This is a genomic window from Streptomyces sp. NPDC051561 (assembly GCF_044454195.1).
In the GTDB taxonomy this organism is placed as follows: Bacteria; Actinomycetota; Actinomycetes; order Streptomycetales; family Streptomycetaceae; genus Streptomyces.
Map to the genome: position 1 here is coordinate 1 of NZ_JBITDM010000037.1, position 20,746 is coordinate 20,746.

A 20,746-nucleotide genomic window follows, 5' to 3' on the forward strand; every position below is an offset into this window, starting at 1 on the left:
CACGTGTGATCCCCTAAAGCACAAACCAGGCTGACCAGCGGAAACGCCATAGCGAGGCGGTCCTGCTACCCGTGATGCGGGTGGTGGGGCTGTCTCTGCTGTGTGGGGAGAGGAGTCCTGCGACGCCGTTTACGCTGGATCGTATGACCGAATCTGTCCTTACCGAGCTGGACGCCGACGCACCCGGCAAGTCGGGCGCCGCCTCGCGAACTACCCTGAGTCACATCATGACGGCGAGCGACACGAACCTGCTCGGCACAGTGCACGGCGGGGTGATCATGAAGCTGGTCGACGACGCGGCCGGTGCGGTTGCGGGTCGGCACTCGGGCGGACCGGCGGTCACGGCGTCCATGGACGAGATGGTTTTCCTGTCCCCGGTGAGGGCCGGCGATCTAGTTCATGTGCAAGCTCAATGTAATTGGACCGGCCGCAGCTCCATGGAAATCGGAGTCCGCGTGATGGCCGAGCGTTGGAATGAATCGACCCCCGCGCAGCAGGTCGGTACGGCGTACCTGGTGTTCGCCGCCGTCGACGCCGACGGAAAGCCGCGGCCTGTTCCGCCGGTGATTCCGGAGACGGAACGCGACCAGCGGCGCTATCAGGAAGCACAGATCCGGCGTACGCACCGTCTCGCCCGGCGCCGGGCCATCAAGGAACTGCGGGAGCAGCGGGTGGCCGAGGGCCTCGACGGCTGAGCGTGAATGTGCTGCGGCCCCGTTACCTCCTGAGCGAGGCAACGGGGCCGTCGTACTGCTTGACCGCTACGGACGTACGGCAGCCAGTACGCGGGAGCGCAGGGGCTCATCGGTGAGCATGTCGGCGAACATCCACGAGTACGCGGTGACCTCTTCCTCTTGCAGCTCGACCATGTCGGCCGTCGAGCGGAGCAGGTACCGGAAGTCGAAGTGAAGGTGTTCAGCCTCGCCCTTGTCCTCGTTCGCCGGAATCGAGTGCGCGTCGATGTGGAGCAGCTCGGCACTGTCCGGCTCGATGCGGTCCGGGTGGACTCCGGTTTCTTCAGCCAGCTCGCGCACGGACGCGTCGAGCAGGGTCGAGTCGCTGTCCTCGACGTGTCCGCCAGGGAGCAGCCACCGGTCGAGGGCGCGGTGATGGATGGTCAGTACGCGGCCGTCGGGGCGAAGCAGGACTGCGCCGGCGGTGACGTGACCCCGGAACTCCTTGCGCGAGGTAATCGAGTCGCCGGCCGCGTCGAGGACTTCCGAGAGAACGGAGAGAGCCTCTTTCTCCTCGGGGTGGTCGGCGAGGTAGGCGTCGAGGGTTTCGCGAACGTGCTGTGCCGTGATCGGCATGTGCGCTTCTCCTAGCGATTGAAGTAGCTGAGCCAGGTTGCCGCGATGGTTGCCCGATCGGCGGCGTCTACCTCGTGCATACCGTTTCCGATGTCCTCGCGGGTGAGCATCTGGAGACCCGCGAGTATCTCGGCCTGCACAAGGAAGATGAAAGGCCCGACGGACGCGCCGTGCAGGAAGTTGACGGCGTTGCCTCCGTTGAGCAGGTAGAAGTAGTGCCCCGTCGTCTGGTAGCGGGTGACGTGCTCGCCGTTCGGTGTCCGCTGGTAGACGTCAGGCAGGGCGTCGAGGTCGAGTTCGTCCTCGCTGCTGGTGACCGTGGCGACGTAGGCACCGTTACGCAGTGATGCGAAGTCCTCGCCCCGGAGGGAGACGGCGCCGGTCGCGCATAAGACGAGACCCGCGCCGTGCAGGGCCGCGTCGCGGTCCCGGGCCACTGTGAAGCCCTGCGAAAGGGCCTGTGTGCGGCGTACGGGGTCGATGTCATGCACGGTGACCTGTACGCCCTTTGCGTGCAGCAGGCGGGCGATGGAGCTACCGAGCTTGCCAAAGCCGATGACGAGTGCGGGACGGCCGTGCAGGATGTCGCCACGGTTGCGCATGAGCGCCTCGGTTGAGAACACGACGGACTGCCCCACGAGGAAGTCCTCCGGGTCTTTCAACGGTGAGCGGGCCACGGAGACGACGGGGCAGGGGAGCTTGTCCCGCTCGGCGTACCTCTTGTGTCCGTTCTCGGTGTCCTCGACGACGCCCAGGATTCGGCCGGAGAATCGGTCACAGAGTTCGTCAAGCGTGGGGGCGAAGTATCCGCCGACGTCGCACAGCACGACAGCCTCGCCGCCCGCGCGCGACTCGAAGTAGTCGACGGTCGAGCTGGCGTTCTCGAACAACTCGCGTGACAGGGCATCGCACTGCGTTGTCTTCTCGATCTCCCGACGGGCTGCCGGGTCGATGGATTTGGGCTTGGGCAGTACGGCCCGGAGACGGGAGACGGTACCCACCGACCGGACGAAGGACGGCCGTTCCGGCAGTAGGTGGGTGACCAGGAAGGACGACGGTGACTCGGTCGGGGCGAACGTCTCGGCGATCCGTGCGAAGTAGGCGTCGAGGCGGGCGCGCTCGAATTGCTCCATGGATTCACTTCCCTGGGTCTAGGGGCGGTGCGGATCCTGACGGATGGTGCGGTGTACCGCCCTCGCGCCGGCGGAACCGAGCTGAGCGGGGGCGGCAGTCATGGGGCGAGGTGCCACGCAAAACGTGCGGGGTGGCGACCCGCTTTCGCCGGGGAAGGGGGGAGGCACCCGGCGAAAGCGGGGGATCGGTTGCCCTGGCGAAAGCGCAGGGGGTAAGCGGCAAGCGTGTACCGGGCGTCGTAGTCCGTGACGGTGAAAGCGAACGGCTTGGCGGCTGCCAGGGTGCGCAGGGCTTGTTCGAACCTGCGCGGGCTATCGGCCCACGTGAGCAGTTCAAGGTCAGGGCGCGGACAATCCGGGTGAGCTTGAAGCAACGGTGCGTCGGCCAGGAAGGGGGCTGACGGGGTCGGGGCGAGCAGGGCGGCGAGGTGCCTGGCGTCGCTGCGGAACCATCGTGCGGCGAGGCGTGCGGACGTCGCGCGATACGTTCCGAGGATCACCTCGACACGGCCGTCGAGGTCGCGCGCCGTGGTTTCACACCGGTACGCGATGACGGTACGGCTAGGCGGCGGGGCGAACCCGGGGGGTGCGTACCAGAGCGCGGGGGCAGTCATGCTCTTCACCGCTTGCCCAGCTCGTGTCGCGCAAGGATTCTTCCGAACTGCCCGTAGTACAACTCTGCTTGAGCAGCGGTGAGGGTCAGGATCGACTCGGAGGTGCCGCCGTCTTCATGGTGCACCGTGACGGGCAGGGTGATGTGCTGGGTCTGCTCGTCGTACGCCGCATCCCGTTGCAGGGGTACGACGTGCGTCACGGGAACGGGCACCGGTCGCAGGGTGGTGCCGTCGAATCGGGCCGACCATTCCTGACCGCCCCCCGGCGGGCGCAGGTGGTACGAAGCCGACGTGTCGCTCGGCAGGGCCACGACTACGCCGATTCGGCCCGCTCGTGCGAGGTCGGCGGCGAGGTCTCCGAGCCGGGGGTGAAACGGGGCGCCAGGGCTTAACTCGACGCTCCGTGCGGGGATTTGCTTCGAGGTCTGTTCGGCCATGCTTCGAAGCTAGGAGAGCGGCGACCGCTGAACATGAACGGCAGGAATATCACCTTCATCCGTCGAGGTGAAAGCGGTCTGACATGCGGCGCAGCTTCTCGCGCGTGGCTGCTCGCTCGGCGTAGACGACGCTCCGCAGGGTGGCGCGCGCGATGGGGTGATTACGGATGAGCTGAGGTGCCAAGCGCTCGGCGTCTTCCAACGCCTTGACGGCCTTGTCCCTGTTGCCGTCCCACAACCATGCGCGCGCAAGGTCCATGTGGTGATGTCCCTGGCGGGAGTTGGGCAACGTTTTGATCAGGTCAGGGGGTGTGCGCCGGTTTATGGCGAGGGCCTCGCGCTGCTCGCCCATTTCCAGAGCAACGCTGATCGCGTGGATCTGGACGTTGCCGGGCGAGAATGTGAGCGAGTGCCGATCGTAGACATGCGGGCCGCTGTACTCGGACAGGCGAGCGGCTGCTGCCTTCGCGTGCTGGACGCGGTCCTTCGCCTCTGCCTTCCGCTTGCCCCGGGCTGCGGAGATTGCGGCACGAAGTTGCAGTGATCCCCATGCGCGCACGGCGAGCGGCTCGCCTTGGTCGTAGCCGTCCTGCACGCTGTGAATGGCCTTGTCCGATAGGGCAATGGCGTCTTCCCAATCGGCTGTTGCCCACATGTCCCACACGCGCATCCAGTCGGTGACGGCGGGCATGACGGGGTCGCCGGACAGCCGCGCAGACCATGCCGCGCGTTCGCAGGCCATTGCGACCAACTCCGGATGTCCAAGGGCGTGCGCAGCAGTGTGCGCGAACTTGCAGGCCACGGAGTAGACCGCGAACGCTTCCTCGCGTTCGTGCCCATCGGCGACTTCGGCGAGGGCGCGCGCTTCCCGGAAGAGGTCCGGGAGGATTTTCATGATTGCTACGTTGGCCGCAGCGTCACGAAGTCGGTGCAGTCGTGTTGTCTCCTGCCAGAGCTGGCTAGAGGAACGTGGGGTGCCATCGAAAACGGGTGCGAGGTCGTATCGGCGCATCTCGCGCAGGATGGATGACGCGGAGACCTGCCACTGGTTCTCGCTGGGTGAGCTGTTGTACGGGCGGCCGATCAGGTCGTTCGGGTGCACATGCAGCTCGGATGCAACCTTGTTGAGCAGGCCGACCCGGTCCAGCTCAATTCGGCCGTTTTCCATCTTGGATACCCACCCCTGCGACATCCCCAGGGCGGAGGCGAGGTCAGCCTGCGTCATCCCCAAACGGAGTCGCGCGCGGCGAACACGACGGCCGATCTTCTCGGCTTCTTCTAGCATCAAGGCTCCGTCCGTAGGGGTCCTACCTTTGAACGGTACCCAGGGAGCGGGGCAGGTGCCGAGGGATGCAGGGCAACCAATACGCCGACAACGACAAAACCGCCCCCACCCGGCGCGAGGCCGGGCGGGGGCGGGCTGCCGTGCTGTTCGAGGCGGGGGCTACCGAGCGCTGCTCGGCCACAGAGCGACGGCGAGGCCGACCAGGGCGACAAGTGCCATAAGAGAGGGGAGCGGCCATCGAGTCCGCTCGACGGCCGCAATGCGCCCTTCCAACTCCGCGAGCTGCGCGGCGAACTGGTCATCGCGCTGGACGAGTAGCGCGAGGGACCCGTCGGTACGTGTGAAGCCGACTTCAATGGTGCGTCGCAGACGTTCGAGTTCGAGCGTGACGGCGGCCGGGTCGGTCGGCGAGGGTTCGGTCACTGGCGGTCCGCCGGCTTCTGGTCGGTGCGGATCCACGCCGGGAGCATGGACTGCACGGACGGCAGGGCCATCACACGGGCGAGGCCACCCGCGACGGCGAGGGCACCGGCGACCCACGGGAGGGCGGCCGGGATGCCGGATGCGTCGACGATCGCGGGGAGGGCGACGGCGAGGGCGACGGCGGTCTGCACGATCGTGCGGGCGGTGCGCTTGGCTGCGTCGGTCATGGTGGAACTCCTTCGGGGTGCGGTTACTTGGTGTTGGCGAGGCGGTGCAGGTAGGTCCAGCCGCGTGTACCGAGCGCCGGGTCGTACGCCTTGCCCCGGGCGCGGTAGGCGGGATGCGCGTTGTGGAATCGGGCGACGGCTGCCTGCGTCGAGGGCCCGTACGCATCGGACTCGACGACGGACCGGGGCATGAAGCCCGTGGCCTTGAGTACGCGCTGCAACCCCCGAGCCGACGGTGTCGACTTGCCCGGGGCGAGGCCGAGCGGGAACGGCGGCGGGGTGTACGGCGGCGTCGGCCTGGTCGGCGGCGAGGGCCTGCTCGGCTTCGCGGCGAGCAGCTCGGCGACGCGGGCGCGGATCCGCTCCATGGTGAGTGCGGGCCCGCCGGATTTGCCGATCGGGCCGCGCGGGTCGATCTTGCCGGGCTGCCACTCCGAGTGTCCGATGACGGAACGGGCGCCCCAGCCGTGCGCGCGGCACAGTGCGGCGGCGGCGCGGGCGGTCGCCTCGACCTGCTGCTCGGGCCACGGGTCGCGCCCGTCGCCGAGGTTGATGCACTCGAACCCGTAGAAACGGCTGTTCCCGTCGGTGTTCGCTTCGTTGTCGGCCGGTAGTGGCTGCTCGGTGAGGACGGCGCGCAGTACGTCGTCGTCGCCGAGTCCGGCGTGGTTGGCGCGGCCGTATCCGACGAGGTGCACGCGGCCGGCCTTGTCGATGACGCCGTGACAGAGCGGCCCGGGCAGGGTGCTGTGTCCGTCGCGGCACAGCCGTACCGAGTTACCAGTGCCCTCGGTCACGGTGTGGTGGATCATCACGCCGTGAATCGGGCCCCACGCGCCGTGGCCCTGCCGGTTGTGGGTCTTCCAGTTGCCGACTTCGACGACGTCGAGCTGCTCGTCGCGCAGGGCGGCGAGGAAGCGGTCGGCGGTGAGAGGGGTTGCCATGGGTGGCCCTTCCGTGGGTACGAGAAAGCCCCGTCCGGGGTGCCGGACGGGGCGAAGTAGTGGGGGTGGGTCAGGCGAGGGTGACCCGGTTGCCGGTGGCAGTGACGACCTTCAACTGCCCTCCCTCGGCATACAGCACGACCGATCCCGCGACGGCGGCCGGCGCGGTGGCGACGTTCCGTAGGGCAACGCCCCCGGCTACGGTCAACTTGGCATTGAGTGCAAGGGCGGTGGTGCCGAGACCAACGTTTCCGGTTGAGCGGTCACCGTAGAGAACGGTGCTTTTCCACTGCCCGGCGTTGGTCCATGCGGCTAGCTCGAAATTGCTGCCGGTGTCGGCTGCACCTTCGGGTGTGGCGTCGACCTGGTAAACCCACCTGTTGAGTCCGTTGGTCTGGAACGACAAGCCGCGGTAGTCGACGGTTGGTGTGTTGAGGAACAGGTTTCCCCCGACTTCGCCGTTGTCGGGCATGGCGTCGATGTCGGCGGCGGTGAGGGTGATCGCGGGCGCGCTGATGCCGTTGACGGACTGGACGACGCCGGGCTGCCCTGCCGCGCCCGGGGCTCCGGGTGCTCCGTCCTTCCCGGCGGCGCCCGGTGTGCCCGGTAGGCCCTGGGCTCCGGTGGCGCCGCGTGCGCCGGTTTCCCCGCGCGGCCCGGGCGGGCCTTCAACAGGCAGATAGTTGCCCTTGGCGGGGTCGCGGGGGGCGATGTCGGCGAGGTCGACGGTGCGCTGAGCGGCGGGGAGCAGGACGTTGTACGAGCGGTTCGAGGGGACCCCTGCGAGTTGCTCTGTGACGGTGTACGCCCATCCGGCGGGGTCCATGCCTGGCGCATCGGTAGCAGGCAGGATGACGGTCACGACGCCGGCGGCGTCGAGACGGACGGTGACGGGTCCGCCGAGGATGACGTCGGCCGCGCCGAATGTGAGGACGGCGGGGGCGCGGAAGGTGACGGCGCCGGTCAACGGAGTCCCGTCGGGGGCGAGGTAGCGGCCGGTGACCTTGACGGTGGGTATGGATTCGGGGAGCACGTAGGACGGCCTCCTTACTCGTCGAGGGGGTGCAGTCCTGGCCCGGGGTTCGGCGGTGCGGCCGTGTCCGGGGCAGGCTCGGGCAGGGGGGCGGCGAAGAGTGCGGGGGTCTGCGCGGCGGCCTGTACGGGCGGGTCCGGGGTCTCGGCGGCCGTTTGGGTGTTGCGCTGGTAGCTCCCGATGACCTGCGTAACCACCGTGCCGGTGCCCTTGACGACGTGATGACGCAGGCGCCAAGTCACGTGCGAAAAGTGCGCGATGCGGTGCATGGGGCGGGCGACTACCAGCGACTCCCACTTGCCCGCTGCGCCGGCTGTGGCGGTCCACGTCTGCCAGGATTCGTAACCGGCGTCGCCGGGCCCCCGGAACTCCAGTTCGGCCGTGACGGTGGTGTTGGCGGGACACCACATTTCGGCGGTCAGGTAGAACACGGCGCACTGCACCCGCTGTGCTGCCAGCCACGCGGTTACCGGTGCGGTGGCTGTGCTGCTCACGGTGGTGGTGGGTTGCCACGGGATCGGGATGGACGGCCGGCCGAGGTACTCGTCGGCGTAGTAGTCATCCATCACGACGGCCTGCCCGGTGCGGCTGAACATGCGGACCATCTGCCGTGTGTCGTCGCCGGTGTAGGTGTTGGCGCCGACACCGAGTGCGACGGCGCCCGTATCGCGGCGCAGTCGTACGAACCAGTCGCCTTGCGGGGCCTGCCCGGTCTCGAAGATGTGCGTTCCGTCGGGGTCCTGGACAAGCAGGCGACCGCCCTCCCCGACCGTGACGTCGCCGTGCAGGATCTTGTCAAGGGCCGGCCGGGTCTGTGCGCGGCCGGTGAGTTCGCGTACCTGCTGTTCAAGGGCGCGGATGCGGTCGAGCAGGTCGAGGGGGATCGCTGCCATTTAGGCGGCCTCCAAGTAGAGTTTCGCGGTCTCCCCGCGCCCACGCTCGGGCGGGGAAATGGACATGCCGACGACCCGGTACCGGGCGTCGAGCGGTACCGGGTGCCACAGGTCGCGGATGCGCAGGCGCACGGTCGCGCCGAGCAGGGCAGGGGTGACGGGGGCGCGGGACATGTCGAGGGTGATCTCGGGAATCACCGTTCCGGCGCGGGCGGCGGCGAGGTCGGCGCCGGCGTGCGCGTCGAGGGTGGTCTGCTTCTCCACGGTCGAGTAGTCGCTGCTGCCGTCGAGGCGCGGCCATCCTGCGTCGATGTCCTCGGCGGCCTGGTGCAGCCGCGAGGTGAGCGGTACGGAGTCGCTCGCCTGGTTGCGGTTGTCGCTCGCGCCCCGGGACTGCCACGCGTTCGCGCGGCTGGTCGCGTCAACGGGCCATGTGTACGCGGTGATGGGCCCGGGGTGGTCGAGGACGATGTCGGTATGCCCGGTGCGGATGACCGGGGTGCCGAGCTGAAGCTTTTTCACGCGGCGGCCGTTGACGTCCCGGAACGATGCGATGCGCCACTCGAACCCGCCCTCGACCTTTCCGAGCTGCTCGACCAGGTCGCGGACGACGGGCAGGTCGTAGCGGCTGTAGGTCCGCTCGCGCAGGACTCCGGACGGTTCGGCGTCGTACTCGATGCCGATGTCTCCGCCGGGGGTGCGCGCGACATAGTCGAGCAGCGAACGGACGATGTCGTACTGATCCGTCGGTACGGCCGTGGCGAGGGTGTCGTAGAGCATCCGGTGCGACAGGTAGGTGTCCCAAGTTCCTGCCTGTATCGGCACGTTCAGGAACCCTCGGGCGTCGGACTGTACGGCGGACGTCCACAGGATTCCGCCCCACCAGATGTCACGTCCCCGCTCCAGCCATACGGCGGTACGCCCCGGGACGATGGCGGCCTTTGCGCGTGCGGCAATGCCGGCGTTGGGCACGGGGACGGTGGCGGACATGCTGCCGCTCTTGCCGAGGAAGTCGTCGAGGCTGACCCCCTGTACGGGCAGGGAGTCGATGACCTGGTCGCTGCGCAGGTCGCAGAAAATGGCCCGGTAGGTGGTGGGGGGCACGGGGGCACCTCCCGGCGGTATCACTGAACGAAGCAGGCGGCTACGCGGATGCTGCGGCCGGTAGCGATGGATCCGCCGGACGACCAGGTGCGGAGCAGGATTCCGCCCGAGGGGTTGACGTAGACACCCCCGTCGCCGATTCCGTCGGATGCCGCGCCCTCGATGGCCACGGCGGGTGTCCAGCCGGCGGGGATGGTGCCGAGCTGGACGTCGGTGATGTTCCCGCCGGTCGGGACGTTGATGGTGGCGCCGGTGCGGTTGAATTCGGCGGTGACCGAGCAGACACCCCCGACCCTGCGGCCGTTGAAGCTCAGCAGCGCGAACCCTGTTCCGGCGCTCGCGCCGGCGGTGGTTGCCTCGACGTTCAGCGGCGGCCGGTAGACACGCCAGGCGGTACCGTCCCAGCGTTCGAGGGTGCCGGCGTTGTCGCGGTACTGCCCCGGGTAGGCGCCCGGGTAGGTGCCCCCGCCGGGGGTGATTCCCGCGTACGACGCGGCGTACTGCCTGCGGTCGGTAAGGGCGGTGGTCCAGTTGATGCCACCCGTTCCGGCGGACGTGCCGGCCGGTACGCGGATGTCCCACAAGGGCAGGCACGCGGGCGGGAGCGGCAGGGGAACGGGTGCCGCGGCCGGTTCGCCGCGCAGGATCTCGACGGCGGCGAGCGTGGTTCCGCTGATGTCGTACAACCCGTCGTAGACCTTGAGTACGACCGTGTCGAGGCGGGGGTGCTGCGCGGCGCCGTCCCCGACCGTGAGGGTTTCCGGCGAGGTCACCGCGACGGGGTAGGCGCCCTGTGCGGTCGTGCCTTGAACGACGGCGCGGCCGGTGCCGATCTGCACTTGCATGGTGCCTGCGCCGGTCGCGGCGAACGGCTTCCCGCCGGCGATGACCCCGGGGCGGGTGGTGAGTTCACCGGTCGGGGTCATCGTGCCGTTGGGGGTGATGCGGGTGTCTTCGCGGGTCTGCCCGACGGGCAGTAGCCACGCGGCACGGGTGGTCAAAGGGTGCTCCTTACCAGTAGGCCGAACGCCACCGGATGACGGCGGACGCGGCGGGGTGGGCGAGGCCCGGGGCAGACCGGAACGCGAGGTCGGCCGCGCCGGGCCACAGGGCCCAGCTCTGTTCGGGGACGCTGCGCGAGGTCGCGGCGTACAGGCGGGACGTTTCACCGCCGAGCAGCACCGTTCCCTCGCGGGTGTCGACGGTGAGCAGCTCCCCCTCGGCGAGGTCGAGGTCGTATTCGAGGACGTCGCCCGTGGCGAGGTTGGTGATGCTCGGCAGGGACACCGGGCCCCGGAACTCGACGACCGGGTGTGCGGGTGCGTTCCCGGTGTTGTGCACGGTGACGGTGCCGGTGCTGCCCGGGGTGCCCCAGTCCAGCGGCCACACCAGCGTTTCCGTGGACAGGCCCGGAACGAGCAGGCGGGAGGGGCCGAGCGGCGCCGTGGCCGGGGAGGGAACGGCAGCCCAGTAGATCAGGGGCGTCACCCCCGCGGCTCCCTCCGGGGCGGCGACGGTGAGCACCTGCGCGCCGTCCGACGTCGTCATGTACTCGCCGTCGAGTCCCCACCATGTGAGCTGCACACGGGCGCCCTTGGGGATCCCGTCGGCAGCGAACGTGACCACTTCACCGGGCTTGACGGGGTAGGGCGCGGGGTCCTCGCCCTGGTTCCAAAAGACGTACGCCGGCGCGGCGGGCGACGCCGCGGTGACGGTCGCCGTCACCACGCCCCCGGACGTGCCGAGGGTGACGCCCCCCGTCGTCCGCCACGCGGTGACCGGACCCGTTCCGGCGGCCTGCGAGGGGGTGAGCTGCTGTGTGGGGGTGCCCCCACCGAAACGCAGGCCGGACTCGTGCGCGGGCAAGGCAGTGCGGGCGGTGCGCTCTGTGAGTTCGTACCGGCGCGGGTCGGTCGCGGTGAACTGGAGTGCGGCCCCGGTGATGGTTCCGACCCGGTACGACGGTTCAACCGGTATCGCCCTGTTGGTGACTTGGACCCAGGACAGGAGCGGGCCCCGGGTGTCGAGCTGGACCACGAGCGGCTGCTCGTCGTCCATGACCGGGGTGGCGTCGCCGAGCTGCTGCACGACGACGCCGATATCGTCCGGGCGGGCCCGGATCATGATTCCGTCGAGGGTGATCACCCGGGACTGCGCGAGCAGCCGGCCGAGGATCGCCCCATGCGCGCCCGCGCGGGGGACGCTTCCGGAATCGAGGCCCGGGAGATCTTCCCAGCCGGTGAGCTTGCGCCACCGGTAGGGGGTGCCACGGCCGAGCAGCAGTTCGCCGAGCTGGACGTGCCCCGGGGCGTTCACCTGGTCGCCTGCGGCCACGGTTCACCCCCTCGCCTTCATGCGCCACTCAAGAGCGGCTGCGTTTTCGCTGGGGGTCTGCTCGCCACCGTGCCAATGCTCGATGTGCACGGCGGCGCGGTTGTTGCCCGGGGCCATGCCGAACGTCGGGGCGCCGGCGACGGTTCCGGCGAACGCCGGGGCGGGGGTGGGCTTGACGAGATTCGTCATGGTGCGGTCGAGGTCGCCCTGCCCGGACCGGATACCGGCAACAATTCCGGCGGGAATCCAGCGGCCCACCGAACGCGCCATGACACGCGACGGCGAGTGAATTCCGAGTGCCTTTGCGATCGGTCCCGGAATCATATTCTTTGCGAAGCTGACAAGCTGACGGCCCAGCCAAGCACCCATCGACTTGATGCCGTTCCACATGCCCTTTACGGTGTCAACTCCCTTGTCGTACAGGAGCCTTCCGAGATTTCCGACTGCGCGGCCCAGACGCTCGGGGAGTCCCTTCACGTACGCGACCAGTTCGACGGCCTTGCGTGCGACACCGGTTTTGATGGAATCCCAATGCTTGATGATCAGCCCAACGAGAGTCCAGTTCAGGAAGAAATCGACGATCTTCCCAGGGATTCCCTTGACCCAATTCACTACGGCATCCCATGCGCGCTGAGTTCCGGCCTTGATGGAATCCCAATGCTTGATGATGATGCCAACGAGGGTGAAATTCAGGAACAGGTCGAGCAGGAACTTTCCCACTCCCTTAATCTTGTTCCATACCCAATCCCACGCGGTTTTCGTTGCCGAAACGATGGTGTCCCAGTTGCCGACGACCAACGCGACCAGAGCGACAATGGCGGCGATGATCCAGCCGACGGGACCCATTGCGAGGACCCACGCGGCAGCCATCCGGGCGCCCTGGATCATGGACTGAACGCCCATGAGGACCCACGCGGCGACCACGCGGCCGGCCGCTGCGAGCGCGCCCGTTCCCTGCGCGATCCATCCGGCGAGCAGCAGCGCGTTTGTGGCGAGGAAGCGTACGGCCGCTGTTGCTCCTGCGGCGGTCTGTGTGACCCAACTCGTCACGACGGCCGCGGCGGTGATGCCTGCCTGTACGGCGAGGACTATCAGGGTCGGCAGGAATATTGCCGTGATGATGCCGGCAACGATCGAAAACGCGGTCGAGTGCTGGGAGATGAATGCACCGGCCGTGGCGAACGCGCTGCCCAGACTTGCGACCCATTCGGCGCCCTTCATCAGGGCGGGAATGACGTACGTGCCGAGCAGCTCGACAACACCCTGAATGGCTGCCCGCTTGAATACTTCAATCTTCGTTGCGGCATTGTCGCGCATGGCATTGCCTGCGCCGTCGACCGCACCCTTTACGCTGCCCAGCGCGTTTACCGCCGAGCTGGGGTCCATCTTGAAAAGTGCGGACTGCAAATCCTCGGCTTTGGTACCGAAAAGCCCAACGGCAATGGCGTTCCGCTTGGCCGGATCCTCGACCTTGCGCAGGCGGTCGAGGACGGTATCGAGGGCGCCGGCCGCTTTCGGACCGCCGTCCGTGAACACCTTCGCCATCGTCCCGGCGTTAAGCCCGATGGCCTGAAACGCCTCGACGCTGCCTTTCGACATGTCCTTGCTGCGGATGGCGAATTCCTTCAAACCGTCCGCGACGGTGTCCGCATCGCGGGCACCGCCCTGCAACCCCTGTTGCATCAGACCCATTGCGGTCTGTGCGTCCAGCCCCAAATCCCGGAACTGAGTGGGGTACTCCGCGAAGGTGTCGAGGAGATCCTCGGCGGAATTGACGCCCTTCTGCGTGCCCTTAACGAGCACGTTCATTGCCTCGTCGGCAGACTTGGCTATGCCCGACTTGAGCATGACGCCGACGGCGCGGGACACCTTGCCGACGTCCTCGCCCATGACGCCGGCGGTATCGGCGACGCGCCGCCCCATGGTCGTGATCTGCGCGGACGTCGCTTCCGGGGGCAGCAGACCGTTTTGAGCTATGCCCTTGATGACGTCGGCGCCGGTCTGCACCGAGTCGACGATCGCCCCCGCGTACAGGTCGCCGGCCGCTTTGCCGTGCTTCGCGGCAACCGGGCCCGTGCTGCCGAGCTGCGCCTGCAACGTCCCTTGGATCTTGCCCTGTTCGAGGGCCTGGCCGATGCCGGCCATCAGGGCGGCGCCGATGCCTGCACCGAGTGCGGCCCACCCGAACGCCTTCAGGGCGGACGCGCCGCCGGACGCGGCCCGGTCGCTCCCGTCGGCCATACCGTCGCCGAGCGCGCGTCCGGCCTGCTGTCCGGCCCGGTCGGCGTCCCCGACCATGGCGTTTCCGGTGGCACGCATTCCGGCCTCGGCGCGGCCCATGCCGGCCTGTGCGGGAGCGTCGTCAACTGTGATCGTGGCGAGCAGCTCGCCTACGGTCAGTGCCACCGGATCACCACCTTTCGGGGGTCATCCGGCGACGTACGCCGGTAGTGCGGTCAGCCTGCGGGCAGGCCGGTGATTGCTGCGATCTCTGCCGGGTCGGACACGGCGCGGGGGGTGCTGCGCCAGGCCCGGGCGAACCCGGACTCGGAGGGGAGGTTGGTCACCAGGACCAGGAACCTGCGGGTGGACATGCGGGCGAGGTCGCCCGGGGCGGTGCCGTATTCGCGGGCGAGGTCACCCTCGACGGCGCCCCAGTGGGTCAGGACCGTGCGCCAGAATGCGCCGCCTTCTTCGTCTTCGTCTTCGCCGGCTTCGCGCGCCGCGCCGCCCGGTTCGGCGCCGCGGCTTTTCCCGCTTCCTGCTCCGCGTGCAGCTCGGCCGCACGCGCCATGGACAGACTGCCCGGGGTGCGGATGTTCGCGGCGGCGTAGATAAGGACGATGCCGAGCTGCCGGTCGTCCATCCCCTTCTCGGCCCACAGGTCAAGGACGTCGGCCCCGAACAGGGTGGACAGCATCTTGCGGACGTCGTCGGGGTCGTCGGAATTCTGGACGCGCTCCATCTGGAGTGTGAACAGAAGCGGCAGGGATTCGGGCAGCACGTACTTGTGCCCGTACAGGGTGAGCCGTTCGCGCGGACGGGTCGCGGACTCCTCGGCGAAGAACGCATCAAAGTCCGCCGCGCCGCCCTGGTTCTGGTCGAGGTGTTCGTCGTCCTGGTCGACGTTGTCGAGGTCGAGGTCGTTCACGGCGTCACCGCTTCCGACGTGGCCGGACCGCAACGCGTGATGGAAGCGGACCATGACGTCTTGTCGTTGGTGCCTCCGCCCTGCTCGCCCGGGGTCACCGTGGCATCCCACACCACCCATGCAACCTGCGTGTTGTGGCGCCACCGGACCCGGTTGCGGGAGTCGATACCGAGACCCTGCGCCCACACGTGGTCGATGTACGCCTGTCCGGGGTCCTGCGCCTTGGTGGTCTTGTCGATGCGGTACTGACCCTCGATTTCCAGGGTCGCGCCACGCTGCATGACGTCCTGTTCGTACTGGCCATCGCTGTCAAACGCGGTGGTGTCGATCGTCTCCTCGTTCTCCCCCGGGTTGTGCGTGAACGTGGTGATTCCGGATATCGGGAGCCACTTCGCGGGGGTTGCGTCGATGTCCTCGACTTCGAACTGCCAGCCGCGGGCATCAATCGGCCGTCCGGCCATGGGCGTTACTCCTTCGGGATGGTGGGGCCGGACACGTCGAGGTCGAAATTCACGACGTGTTCGTGCCGGCCGTTGCTGTCGGCGCCCATAGGGGCGGGGGTGCCGCGCGCGGCGGCGAGGGTGAGCCACGAACCGTCGGGCAACTCGACGTCCGCAAGGCCGTGCAGGGCCCGGTACAGGGCCTCGCACCGGACCCGGGATACGCGGGGGTCGGCGGTGCCGCGCGTGCGCACCTGTAGGCGCCGCTGCTCGGCGTCGTCCCGTGCTTCCGGGGCTCCGCCGTCGTACAGGGCGAGGGACACGGCACGGTCGGGCACTGGGGGCATGGCCTCGACGAACGTGTCACCCGAGGTGCCGTTCGGGTTGTAGGTGAGCAGGCCGGCGGCGGCGAGGTACCGGGCGATTCCGTCGAGCAGGTCAGCCACGGAGGGACCTCCGGACCTGCGCGGCGATGATGTCCGCGACGGCCCCGGCCTCTTCGGTTACGGGCCCTTCCAGGTACTTGGCGGTCCGCCCTGCGTCGTGCCGGTAGCTGAGTTCCTCGTGCTGCCGTACCGCGTACTTGGAGTCGTACGAGACACCGGCGGTCAGTGCCTCCTCGTCGACCGACGCGACGCCGGACCGTTCGAGCGTTCCCTCTTCGATCGGGACTCGACGGCGGGAGCGTTCGAGAACGTGTTCAGCTGCGAGGCGCAGTCCGCGCACGGTTCCGGCCCGGGTGCCGCGCAAAGCGGCGGCGCCGTTCCATGTGAGGCGGGCGCGTGCGGTCATTCCGTCCTCACCTCCGTACAGGCGGGCACGGGCAGGCCCGGGGCGGTGTGGTGGGACGTCGAAATAGCGGTCGTCACACGGCCGTCGGGCAGGGTCACCCGTGATCCGGGCGGACAGTCGAGGCCGGGCAGGGTGATCACCTGCGCGGTGCTGACGACTTCGCGGCCGTCGCTCGCACGGCGGACCTGCGCGACGGTGTGAGCGACCAGGGCGCGGACGCCTGCGACGGGCGGGTCGTACATCGGGCCGTACGCCGAGTCGCCCCGGTACGGCTCGACCGTGATGCGGTGGCGGAGCAGGCCGGCGGGGACCTTCACCAGATCACCCCCGGAAGCAGTCCGGCCGCGCGCAGAGCGCGGTGTGCACGGGGGGCGAGGTCAACGCCGGACGCGGCGGGCGGGCCCGGGGTGCGCCCGGACAGGGACACGGGGCCGATGGATACGGAGTCCCATTGCCCGGCTGCGCCGGTCCCGTCATCACCCGTGGCGAGCTGCCACTCGACGTGAGCACAGACGGCGGCGGCGAGGGCGGCGGCGACGGCCGGGTCGGTGGGGTCTCCGTCGTCGTCGACGCGGTAGACGGCGGTGAGCAGGGCGGCGTCGACATCCTCGGACGCGCGGGCGAGCAGCCGGTCGACACCTTCGGGCGCCGGGGTGCCGGTGTAGAGGGCGAGCTGCTCGGGGGTCGCGTAGACGCGGCCCATGGCTCACCCCCCGTCGGTCTTCTTGGCCTTGCCCGGGGCAGCAGAACGCCCCGCCGGCTTGTCATCCGACGGGGCGTCGGCGGGCTTCTCGGTAGGCGCAGAATCGTTTCTGCGCTGGTGGTAGCGGCGCAGGATCATGCGGCGGCGCCCTTGGTCTTCAGCACGACGACACCCTCGTCGTCGAGCCGGTGCGTGGCGTAGTGCACGTTCGTCGTGACCACGGTGGTGCGCGCGAGAATGTCGCGATCGGTCTCCACAACGGGGCGCCTCTTGTAGAGCAGGCCCAGGGAGCCGCGCCGCAGAAGCAGCGCGTTGTACGTGGTCGCGGCCCCGGTGCCGGCCGTGGTGAGCCGGTTGGAAACCAGGATGTTCACGCCTCCCACCTGACCGATCACGCCACGCGGGATGACGGCCGCACCGGCGCCGAGCTTGTCGGCGCTGATGAAGTTCGGGTCACGGAGCAGGGCGGCGCGCTGCGTGGAATGGATGACGAGACCGGCCATGTTGTCCGGGTCCCACTCGTCGCCGAACCGCTCGATGCCGGACACGACGACGTCCCAGGAAAGGGCCTCGGTCGAGGCGTCCACGGTGATCACGCCGGCGGCCTCGGCGGCGAGGCGCAGGTCGGTGTCGATCTTCCTCGCGATGATTACGCCGAGCTGCCGCTGCGTCTCCGCGTACGGGTCGCCGAACGCGACAAGCCGCGACTTGTCCGTGAGTTCGACCGCCTTACCGGCTTCCTTGATCGTCGCGGAGTTGCCCGGGGTGGTGGCGAGCTGTTCCGGGGTCATCGGGGTGCCCTCGGTGAGGTCTTCCGCCTCGCCCAGCGCGGTCCACTTCGGGAAGCTGACGGAGTCGCCCGGCTTGCCTTCCAGGGTGTTGTCTTCGGTGGCGAGGGTGCCAAGGATCATGGCGCCCTTGAATCGGGCCTGCACCATGTCGGCCCAGACGTCGGGCACGATCATCTGTGCGGACGTGGTCTTTCCAGCGGGCATTGCGTGCCCTCCTTACTCGGATGCGGCAGAAAGCTGCCGGTACAGGTCGGGGTCGGACTGGTGGAGTGCGACGCGGTCGCCGTAGGACATGGCGGCGAACTGTGCGGCGGTCGGGGCTGCGGTCGTGCCGGGGGTGAAGTCGGCGCCGCCCTTGGCGGGGCCGGCCGGGGCGCCCTCGGCGCGCAGGTGGGGGTTTGCCTCGACGGCGGCCGTGATGACGGCGGCGAGCTTCTCGCCGAACTTGGCGTCCGTCGGGTCGAGGTCGGCGAGCTGCTTCTCGACGGTGCGGGAGTCGAGCAGGCGGGACGGATCGGCGCCGGCGCCGTGCGCGGCCTGGTGCGCGGCGAGTTCCACGCGCAGGGTGCGGGCCTCGGCGAGGGCGGCGTCGCGCTCGGTGGTCGCCTGCGCGGCAAGCTGCGCGGGGTCGGTCTCGGCGGCGGCGCCGGACGGGTCGAGGACACGGCGCAGGCCGGCGAGCAGCTCGTCGCGCTCGGTCTTGGCCTGCTCGGCGACCTGCTCGGCTGCGGTCGCGCGCTGCTCGACTGCCGGGTCGATGGTCGGGGCGGCCGGGACAACCGGCGCGGCGGGCGCGGCCGGTACAACAGGGGCCACCGGTGCGGCCGGGGCCTGTACGGGCGAGGTGCCGGGGCTCGCGGCCGGGTCGTTGGCGGGCGCGGCCGGGGCGGCGGGAGTCTGGCTTTCAGGCATGGGTGATCGGCCCTCCGTGACCGTGTGGGGACATGCGAAAGGGCCCGCCGGTCGGCGGGCCCTGGGGGTGGTTGTCGGTGGGGTTTGCTAGTCGGTGGCGGTACTGCTCGCTTGTCCGTATCCGCGTAGCCACGCGGTCCGCAGATGCGTGCGGTCGGGGTGCGGGCACGCGGTCGGGGGCTGTTGCTCACGTGCCGCTGCGCGGCCGGCGAGCAGTGCGCGAGTGAGGTCTGCGCGGGCTCCCATGGGGTTCCCCTCCGGTCATCCGTCGTGCTTGTTCCGAGCGTCCCACATCGCTTGCTGAGCGGCGCGAACGTCGTTCATATTCTGGCCGGTGACCTCGGCGACGAACTGCTGCTGCGTCCTGCGTTCCTGCTTGCGCCAAAACGCCTTGAGTTCGTCGCTCGCGTACGCATAGGCGATGCGTGCCGGACCGGTGAACAGACTGCCCGGGTCGACGCCCTGTGCCCGGCCACGGCTGTTGAGCAGGTACCCCCTCGTCGCGTCCTCGGCGGCCTGGTACTGCTGCATGGCCCACTCGAAATACATGTCGCGTGCTTCGCGCCGCGTGATCTTGTGCACGGGAGCGTCGGCCGGCCCGTCGTCGGGGAGGTGGCGCGCGGCGGCGGGCAGGGCGTCGTCGGCGAGGTCCGTGTGCCGCTGCCACTGGGACGGCGGCGCCCCCGGTGCGAGGGCGTCGTCGAGGGCGGCCGACGCGGCGAGAACGTCGTCGACGTCGTCCCCCATCGGCAGGGGGTACTCGGGCATGGGGCCCGGGTACCGGCGGTCGAGTTCGTCGGCGATGCGCAGCAGTTCGTCGTCGGTGGCGTGCTGCTGCGCCCATGCGAGGGCCTCGTCGCCGGTGGTGGACAGGTCGGCGAGCAGGCGCCCCTCGGGGAACACCGTGGCGCGCAGGTCTGCGGTGTCCCGGCGGTCCGCCTCGCTCTCGATGCGGGCGAGGCTGCGTTCGTCGAGGACTCCGGGGCGGGTGGCGAGGGCGAGCTGCTCGTCGCTCATCTCGCGCAGGGTGACGTCGTCGCCTGCGCGCACGCGGGCGGCCTGCATGATGTCGTCGGCTGGCCGGGTGTAGGTGGTGGGGAGGTTCGAGGCGCCGGGCTGTTCGCGGTGGCGCAGGCGGCGCAGGTCCGGGTGTGCGGCGAGGTGCATTCTCATGGCGCCTTGCCACTGCCGCACCTTGGCCTCGGCCGCGCGTTTGCCCTCGGGCGTGGTTGCTGCGGCGGCCCGGTTCTTGTGCTTCCGGATGTGCCGCTCGATGGCGCGCTGCCTCTGGCCTGCCTCGTATCCGGCGGGGTCTGATTCGGCGTCCTCGGTGTGGGTGATACCGGGGGTGTAACTGGACACGCTGTGACGGCAGTTGGGGTGTTGCAGTCCTGCGGTGCGGGCTTCATCGAGTGATCCGGCGACGTCCACCCGGACCATGCGGCCGTCCTCGACGGCGTGCTCGACGTCGACCGTACGGGCGCCGGACGGCCCCCCGATGGACAACACCTTCCGTTCCCACGGGCGGCAGAGCGGGCACTCGCGCGGACTGCTGCTGACGACGACCAGGTCGACGCCGGCGGCGGTGAGCGTGGTCATGTGCGCTTCGGTCGCGGCCCGTCCCACGGACGTCCGTACGGCCATTTCGGCGTACGACGTCAGGGCCCATCGGCGGCCCGCGCGGTCGCGGAAGCTGGTCACGCCCCGGTCGGCAAACCGGGTCATGGCCTGCTGTGTGGCCTGCCTGCGGGTGTCGGTGCCGAGTAGGGGAGCGGCGGTCACCTCGGCGACAACCTGCCGGTACCCGTCCTCGACGCCGCGGAGAATCCCCCGGTGCGTCGCGGTGACGGTCTCGATGGTCTCGGCGGCGAGGCGGTCGACGGCCTGCGCCTGCGGGGTGCGCTCGGCGACGGTGCGCCGGTCGTCGTCGCCGAGTACGCCGAGTTCGGCGAGGGCGGAGTGCCGGCCGCTGTCGTACGCCTCGGCGACCACGTGCCGTACCTCCTCGTCGACGCCCCGGGCGAGGGTGTCGAGCAGGGTGTCGGCCGCACGGCGCAGGGGGGCGACGGCGGCGAGCTTGGCGACGGCCCACCCGGGCGCTTCCTGCCCGATGGCGAGCTGCCGCGCGCACAGTTCGAGCAGGCGCCGTTCGGCGTCGGCGTACAGGTCGGCCGTTGTCGCGGCGAGGTACTCGACCTGATCGGGAGACACGGGCATCGT

25 protein-coding genes are annotated in these 20,746 nt (G+C 69.4%); 1 reads left to right on the forward strand and 24 read right to left on the reverse strand.

The features are described 5' to 3' along the window. Window positions 1–143 precede the first annotated feature (143 nt). Window positions 144–695, forward strand: a complete 552-nt coding sequence (locus ACIA73_RS39440) for an acyl-CoA thioesterase (protein ID WP_399443809.1) — start codon at window positions 144–146, stop codon at window positions 693–695. Between the two features lie 66 nt (window positions 696–761). Here ACIA73_RS39440 and ACIA73_RS39445 read toward each other — a convergent pair whose 3' ends face one another. From ACIA73_RS39445 to ACIA73_RS39560, 24 genes are all read right to left on the reverse strand, one after another. Further along, window positions 762–1,310, reverse strand: a complete 549-nt coding sequence (locus ACIA73_RS39445; protein ID WP_399443810.1) for an NUDIX hydrolase — start codon at window positions 1,308–1,310, stop codon at window positions 762–764. Between the two features lie 11 nt (window positions 1,311–1,321). Continuing rightward, window positions 1,322–2,443 (reverse strand): adenosylhomocysteinase, encoded by a 1,122-nt coding sequence (locus ACIA73_RS39450; RefSeq protein WP_399443811.1) that lies wholly within the window; start codon window positions 2,441–2,443, stop codon window positions 1,322–1,324. A 619-nt stretch (window positions 2,444–3,062) separates the two neighbouring features. Then, entirely contained in the window at window positions 3,063–3,494 is a 432-nt protein-coding gene (locus ACIA73_RS39455; protein ID WP_399443812.1) for a hypothetical protein, read from the reverse strand. 55 nt (window positions 3,495–3,549) lie between these two features. Next, on the reverse strand, window positions 3,550–4,779 hold the full coding sequence (locus tag ACIA73_RS39460; RefSeq protein ID WP_399443813.1) for a helix-turn-helix domain-containing protein: 1,230 nt from the start codon (window positions 4,777–4,779) through the stop codon (window positions 3,550–3,552). Window positions 4,780–4,938: 159 nt separating this feature from the next. Next, on the reverse strand, window positions 4,939–5,202 hold the full coding sequence (locus ACIA73_RS39465; protein ID WP_399443814.1) for a hypothetical protein: 264 nt from the start codon (window positions 5,200–5,202) through the stop codon (window positions 4,939–4,941). Continuing rightward, the gene (locus tag ACIA73_RS39470) at window positions 5,199–5,429 is read right to left on the reverse strand and encodes a hypothetical protein (RefSeq protein ID WP_399443815.1); all 231 of its coding nucleotides are present in this window, start codon (window positions 5,427–5,429) and stop codon (window positions 5,199–5,201) included. The genes ACIA73_RS39465 and ACIA73_RS39470 overlap by 4 nt, the downstream gene beginning before the upstream one ends. A gap of 23 nt (window positions 5,430–5,452) precedes the next feature. Further along, window positions 5,453–6,373 carry an N-acetylmuramoyl-L-alanine amidase gene (locus ACIA73_RS39475; RefSeq protein ID WP_399443816.1) on the reverse strand — a complete coding sequence of 307 codons (921 nt, stop codon included), beginning with the start codon at window positions 6,371–6,373 and terminating at the stop codon, window positions 5,453–5,455. Between the two features lie 70 nt (window positions 6,374–6,443). Further along, window positions 6,444–7,406: a collagen-like protein gene (locus ACIA73_RS39480; RefSeq protein WP_399443817.1), complete on the reverse strand. Its 963-nt coding sequence runs from the start codon at window positions 7,404–7,406 to the stop codon at window positions 6,444–6,446. Window positions 7,407–7,420: 14 nt separating this feature from the next. Continuing rightward, window positions 7,421–8,299: a hypothetical protein gene (locus ACIA73_RS39485; protein ID WP_399443818.1), complete on the reverse strand. Its 879-nt coding sequence runs from the start codon at window positions 8,297–8,299 to the stop codon at window positions 7,421–7,423. Further along, window positions 8,300–9,403 carry a hypothetical protein gene (locus ACIA73_RS39490; protein WP_399443819.1) on the reverse strand — a complete coding sequence of 368 codons (1,104 nt, stop codon included), beginning with the start codon at window positions 9,401–9,403 and terminating at the stop codon, window positions 8,300–8,302. A 20-nt stretch (window positions 9,404–9,423) separates the two neighbouring features. Beyond that, entirely contained in the window at window positions 9,424–10,404 is a 981-nt protein-coding gene (locus ACIA73_RS39495; protein ID WP_399443820.1) for a hypothetical protein, read from the reverse strand. Window positions 10,405–10,414: 10 nt separating this feature from the next. Then, window positions 10,415–11,737 carry a phage distal tail protein gene (locus tag ACIA73_RS39500; RefSeq protein ID WP_399443821.1) on the reverse strand — a complete coding sequence of 441 codons (1,323 nt, stop codon included), beginning with the start codon at window positions 11,735–11,737 and terminating at the stop codon, window positions 10,415–10,417. A gap of 3 nt (window positions 11,738–11,740) precedes the next feature. After that, on the reverse strand, window positions 11,741–14,143 hold the full coding sequence (locus ACIA73_RS39505) for a phage tail tape measure protein (protein WP_399443822.1): 2,403 nt from the start codon (window positions 14,141–14,143) through the stop codon (window positions 11,741–11,743). Between the two features lie 50 nt (window positions 14,144–14,193). Next, on the reverse strand, window positions 14,194–14,331 hold the full coding sequence (locus ACIA73_RS39510; protein WP_399443823.1) for a hypothetical protein: 138 nt from the start codon (window positions 14,329–14,331) through the stop codon (window positions 14,194–14,196). A gap of 68 nt (window positions 14,332–14,399) precedes the next feature. After that, window positions 14,400–14,888 (reverse strand): hypothetical protein, encoded by a 489-nt coding sequence (locus ACIA73_RS39515; protein ID WP_399443824.1) that lies wholly within the window; start codon window positions 14,886–14,888, stop codon window positions 14,400–14,402. Then, on the reverse strand, window positions 14,885–15,349 hold the full coding sequence (locus ACIA73_RS39520; RefSeq protein ID WP_399443825.1) for a phage tail tube protein: 465 nt from the start codon (window positions 15,347–15,349) through the stop codon (window positions 14,885–14,887). The genes ACIA73_RS39515 and ACIA73_RS39520 overlap by 4 nt, the downstream gene beginning before the upstream one ends. Before the next feature lie 5 nt (window positions 15,350–15,354). Then, window positions 15,355–15,774, reverse strand: a complete 420-nt coding sequence (locus ACIA73_RS39525; RefSeq protein WP_399443826.1) for a minor capsid protein — start codon at window positions 15,772–15,774, stop codon at window positions 15,355–15,357. After that, window positions 15,767–16,120 (reverse strand): hypothetical protein, encoded by a 354-nt coding sequence (locus tag ACIA73_RS39530; RefSeq protein WP_399443827.1) that lies wholly within the window; start codon window positions 16,118–16,120, stop codon window positions 15,767–15,769. Before ACIA73_RS39530 ends, ACIA73_RS39525 begins: the two co-directional genes overlap by 8 nt. Continuing rightward, window positions 16,117–16,437, reverse strand: a complete 321-nt coding sequence (locus ACIA73_RS39535) for a hypothetical protein (protein ID WP_399443828.1) — start codon at window positions 16,435–16,437, stop codon at window positions 16,117–16,119. The genes ACIA73_RS39530 and ACIA73_RS39535 overlap by 4 nt, the downstream gene beginning before the upstream one ends. After that, window positions 16,434–16,823: a hypothetical protein gene (locus tag ACIA73_RS39540; protein ID WP_399443829.1), complete on the reverse strand. Its 390-nt coding sequence runs from the start codon at window positions 16,821–16,823 to the stop codon at window positions 16,434–16,436. The genes ACIA73_RS39535 and ACIA73_RS39540 overlap by 4 nt, the downstream gene beginning before the upstream one ends. Window positions 16,824–16,957: 134 nt before the next feature. Further along, on the reverse strand, window positions 16,958–17,818 hold the full coding sequence (locus tag ACIA73_RS39545) for a N4-gp56 family major capsid protein (RefSeq protein ID WP_399443830.1): 861 nt from the start codon (window positions 17,816–17,818) through the stop codon (window positions 16,958–16,960). A gap of 12 nt (window positions 17,819–17,830) precedes the next feature. Continuing rightward, window positions 17,831–18,526 carry a hypothetical protein gene (locus tag ACIA73_RS39550; protein WP_399443831.1) on the reverse strand — a complete coding sequence of 232 codons (696 nt, stop codon included), beginning with the start codon at window positions 18,524–18,526 and terminating at the stop codon, window positions 17,831–17,833. An 87-nt stretch (window positions 18,527–18,613) separates the two neighbouring features. Then, window positions 18,614–18,772, reverse strand: a complete 159-nt coding sequence (locus ACIA73_RS39555; RefSeq protein WP_399443832.1) for an Rmf/CrpP fold protein — start codon at window positions 18,770–18,772, stop codon at window positions 18,614–18,616. A gap of 15 nt (window positions 18,773–18,787) precedes the next feature. Continuing rightward, window positions 18,788–20,743 (reverse strand): phage minor capsid protein, encoded by a 1,956-nt coding sequence (locus tag ACIA73_RS39560; RefSeq protein WP_399443833.1) that lies wholly within the window; start codon window positions 20,741–20,743, stop codon window positions 18,788–18,790. Between the last annotated feature and the right edge of the window lie 3 nt (window positions 20,744–20,746).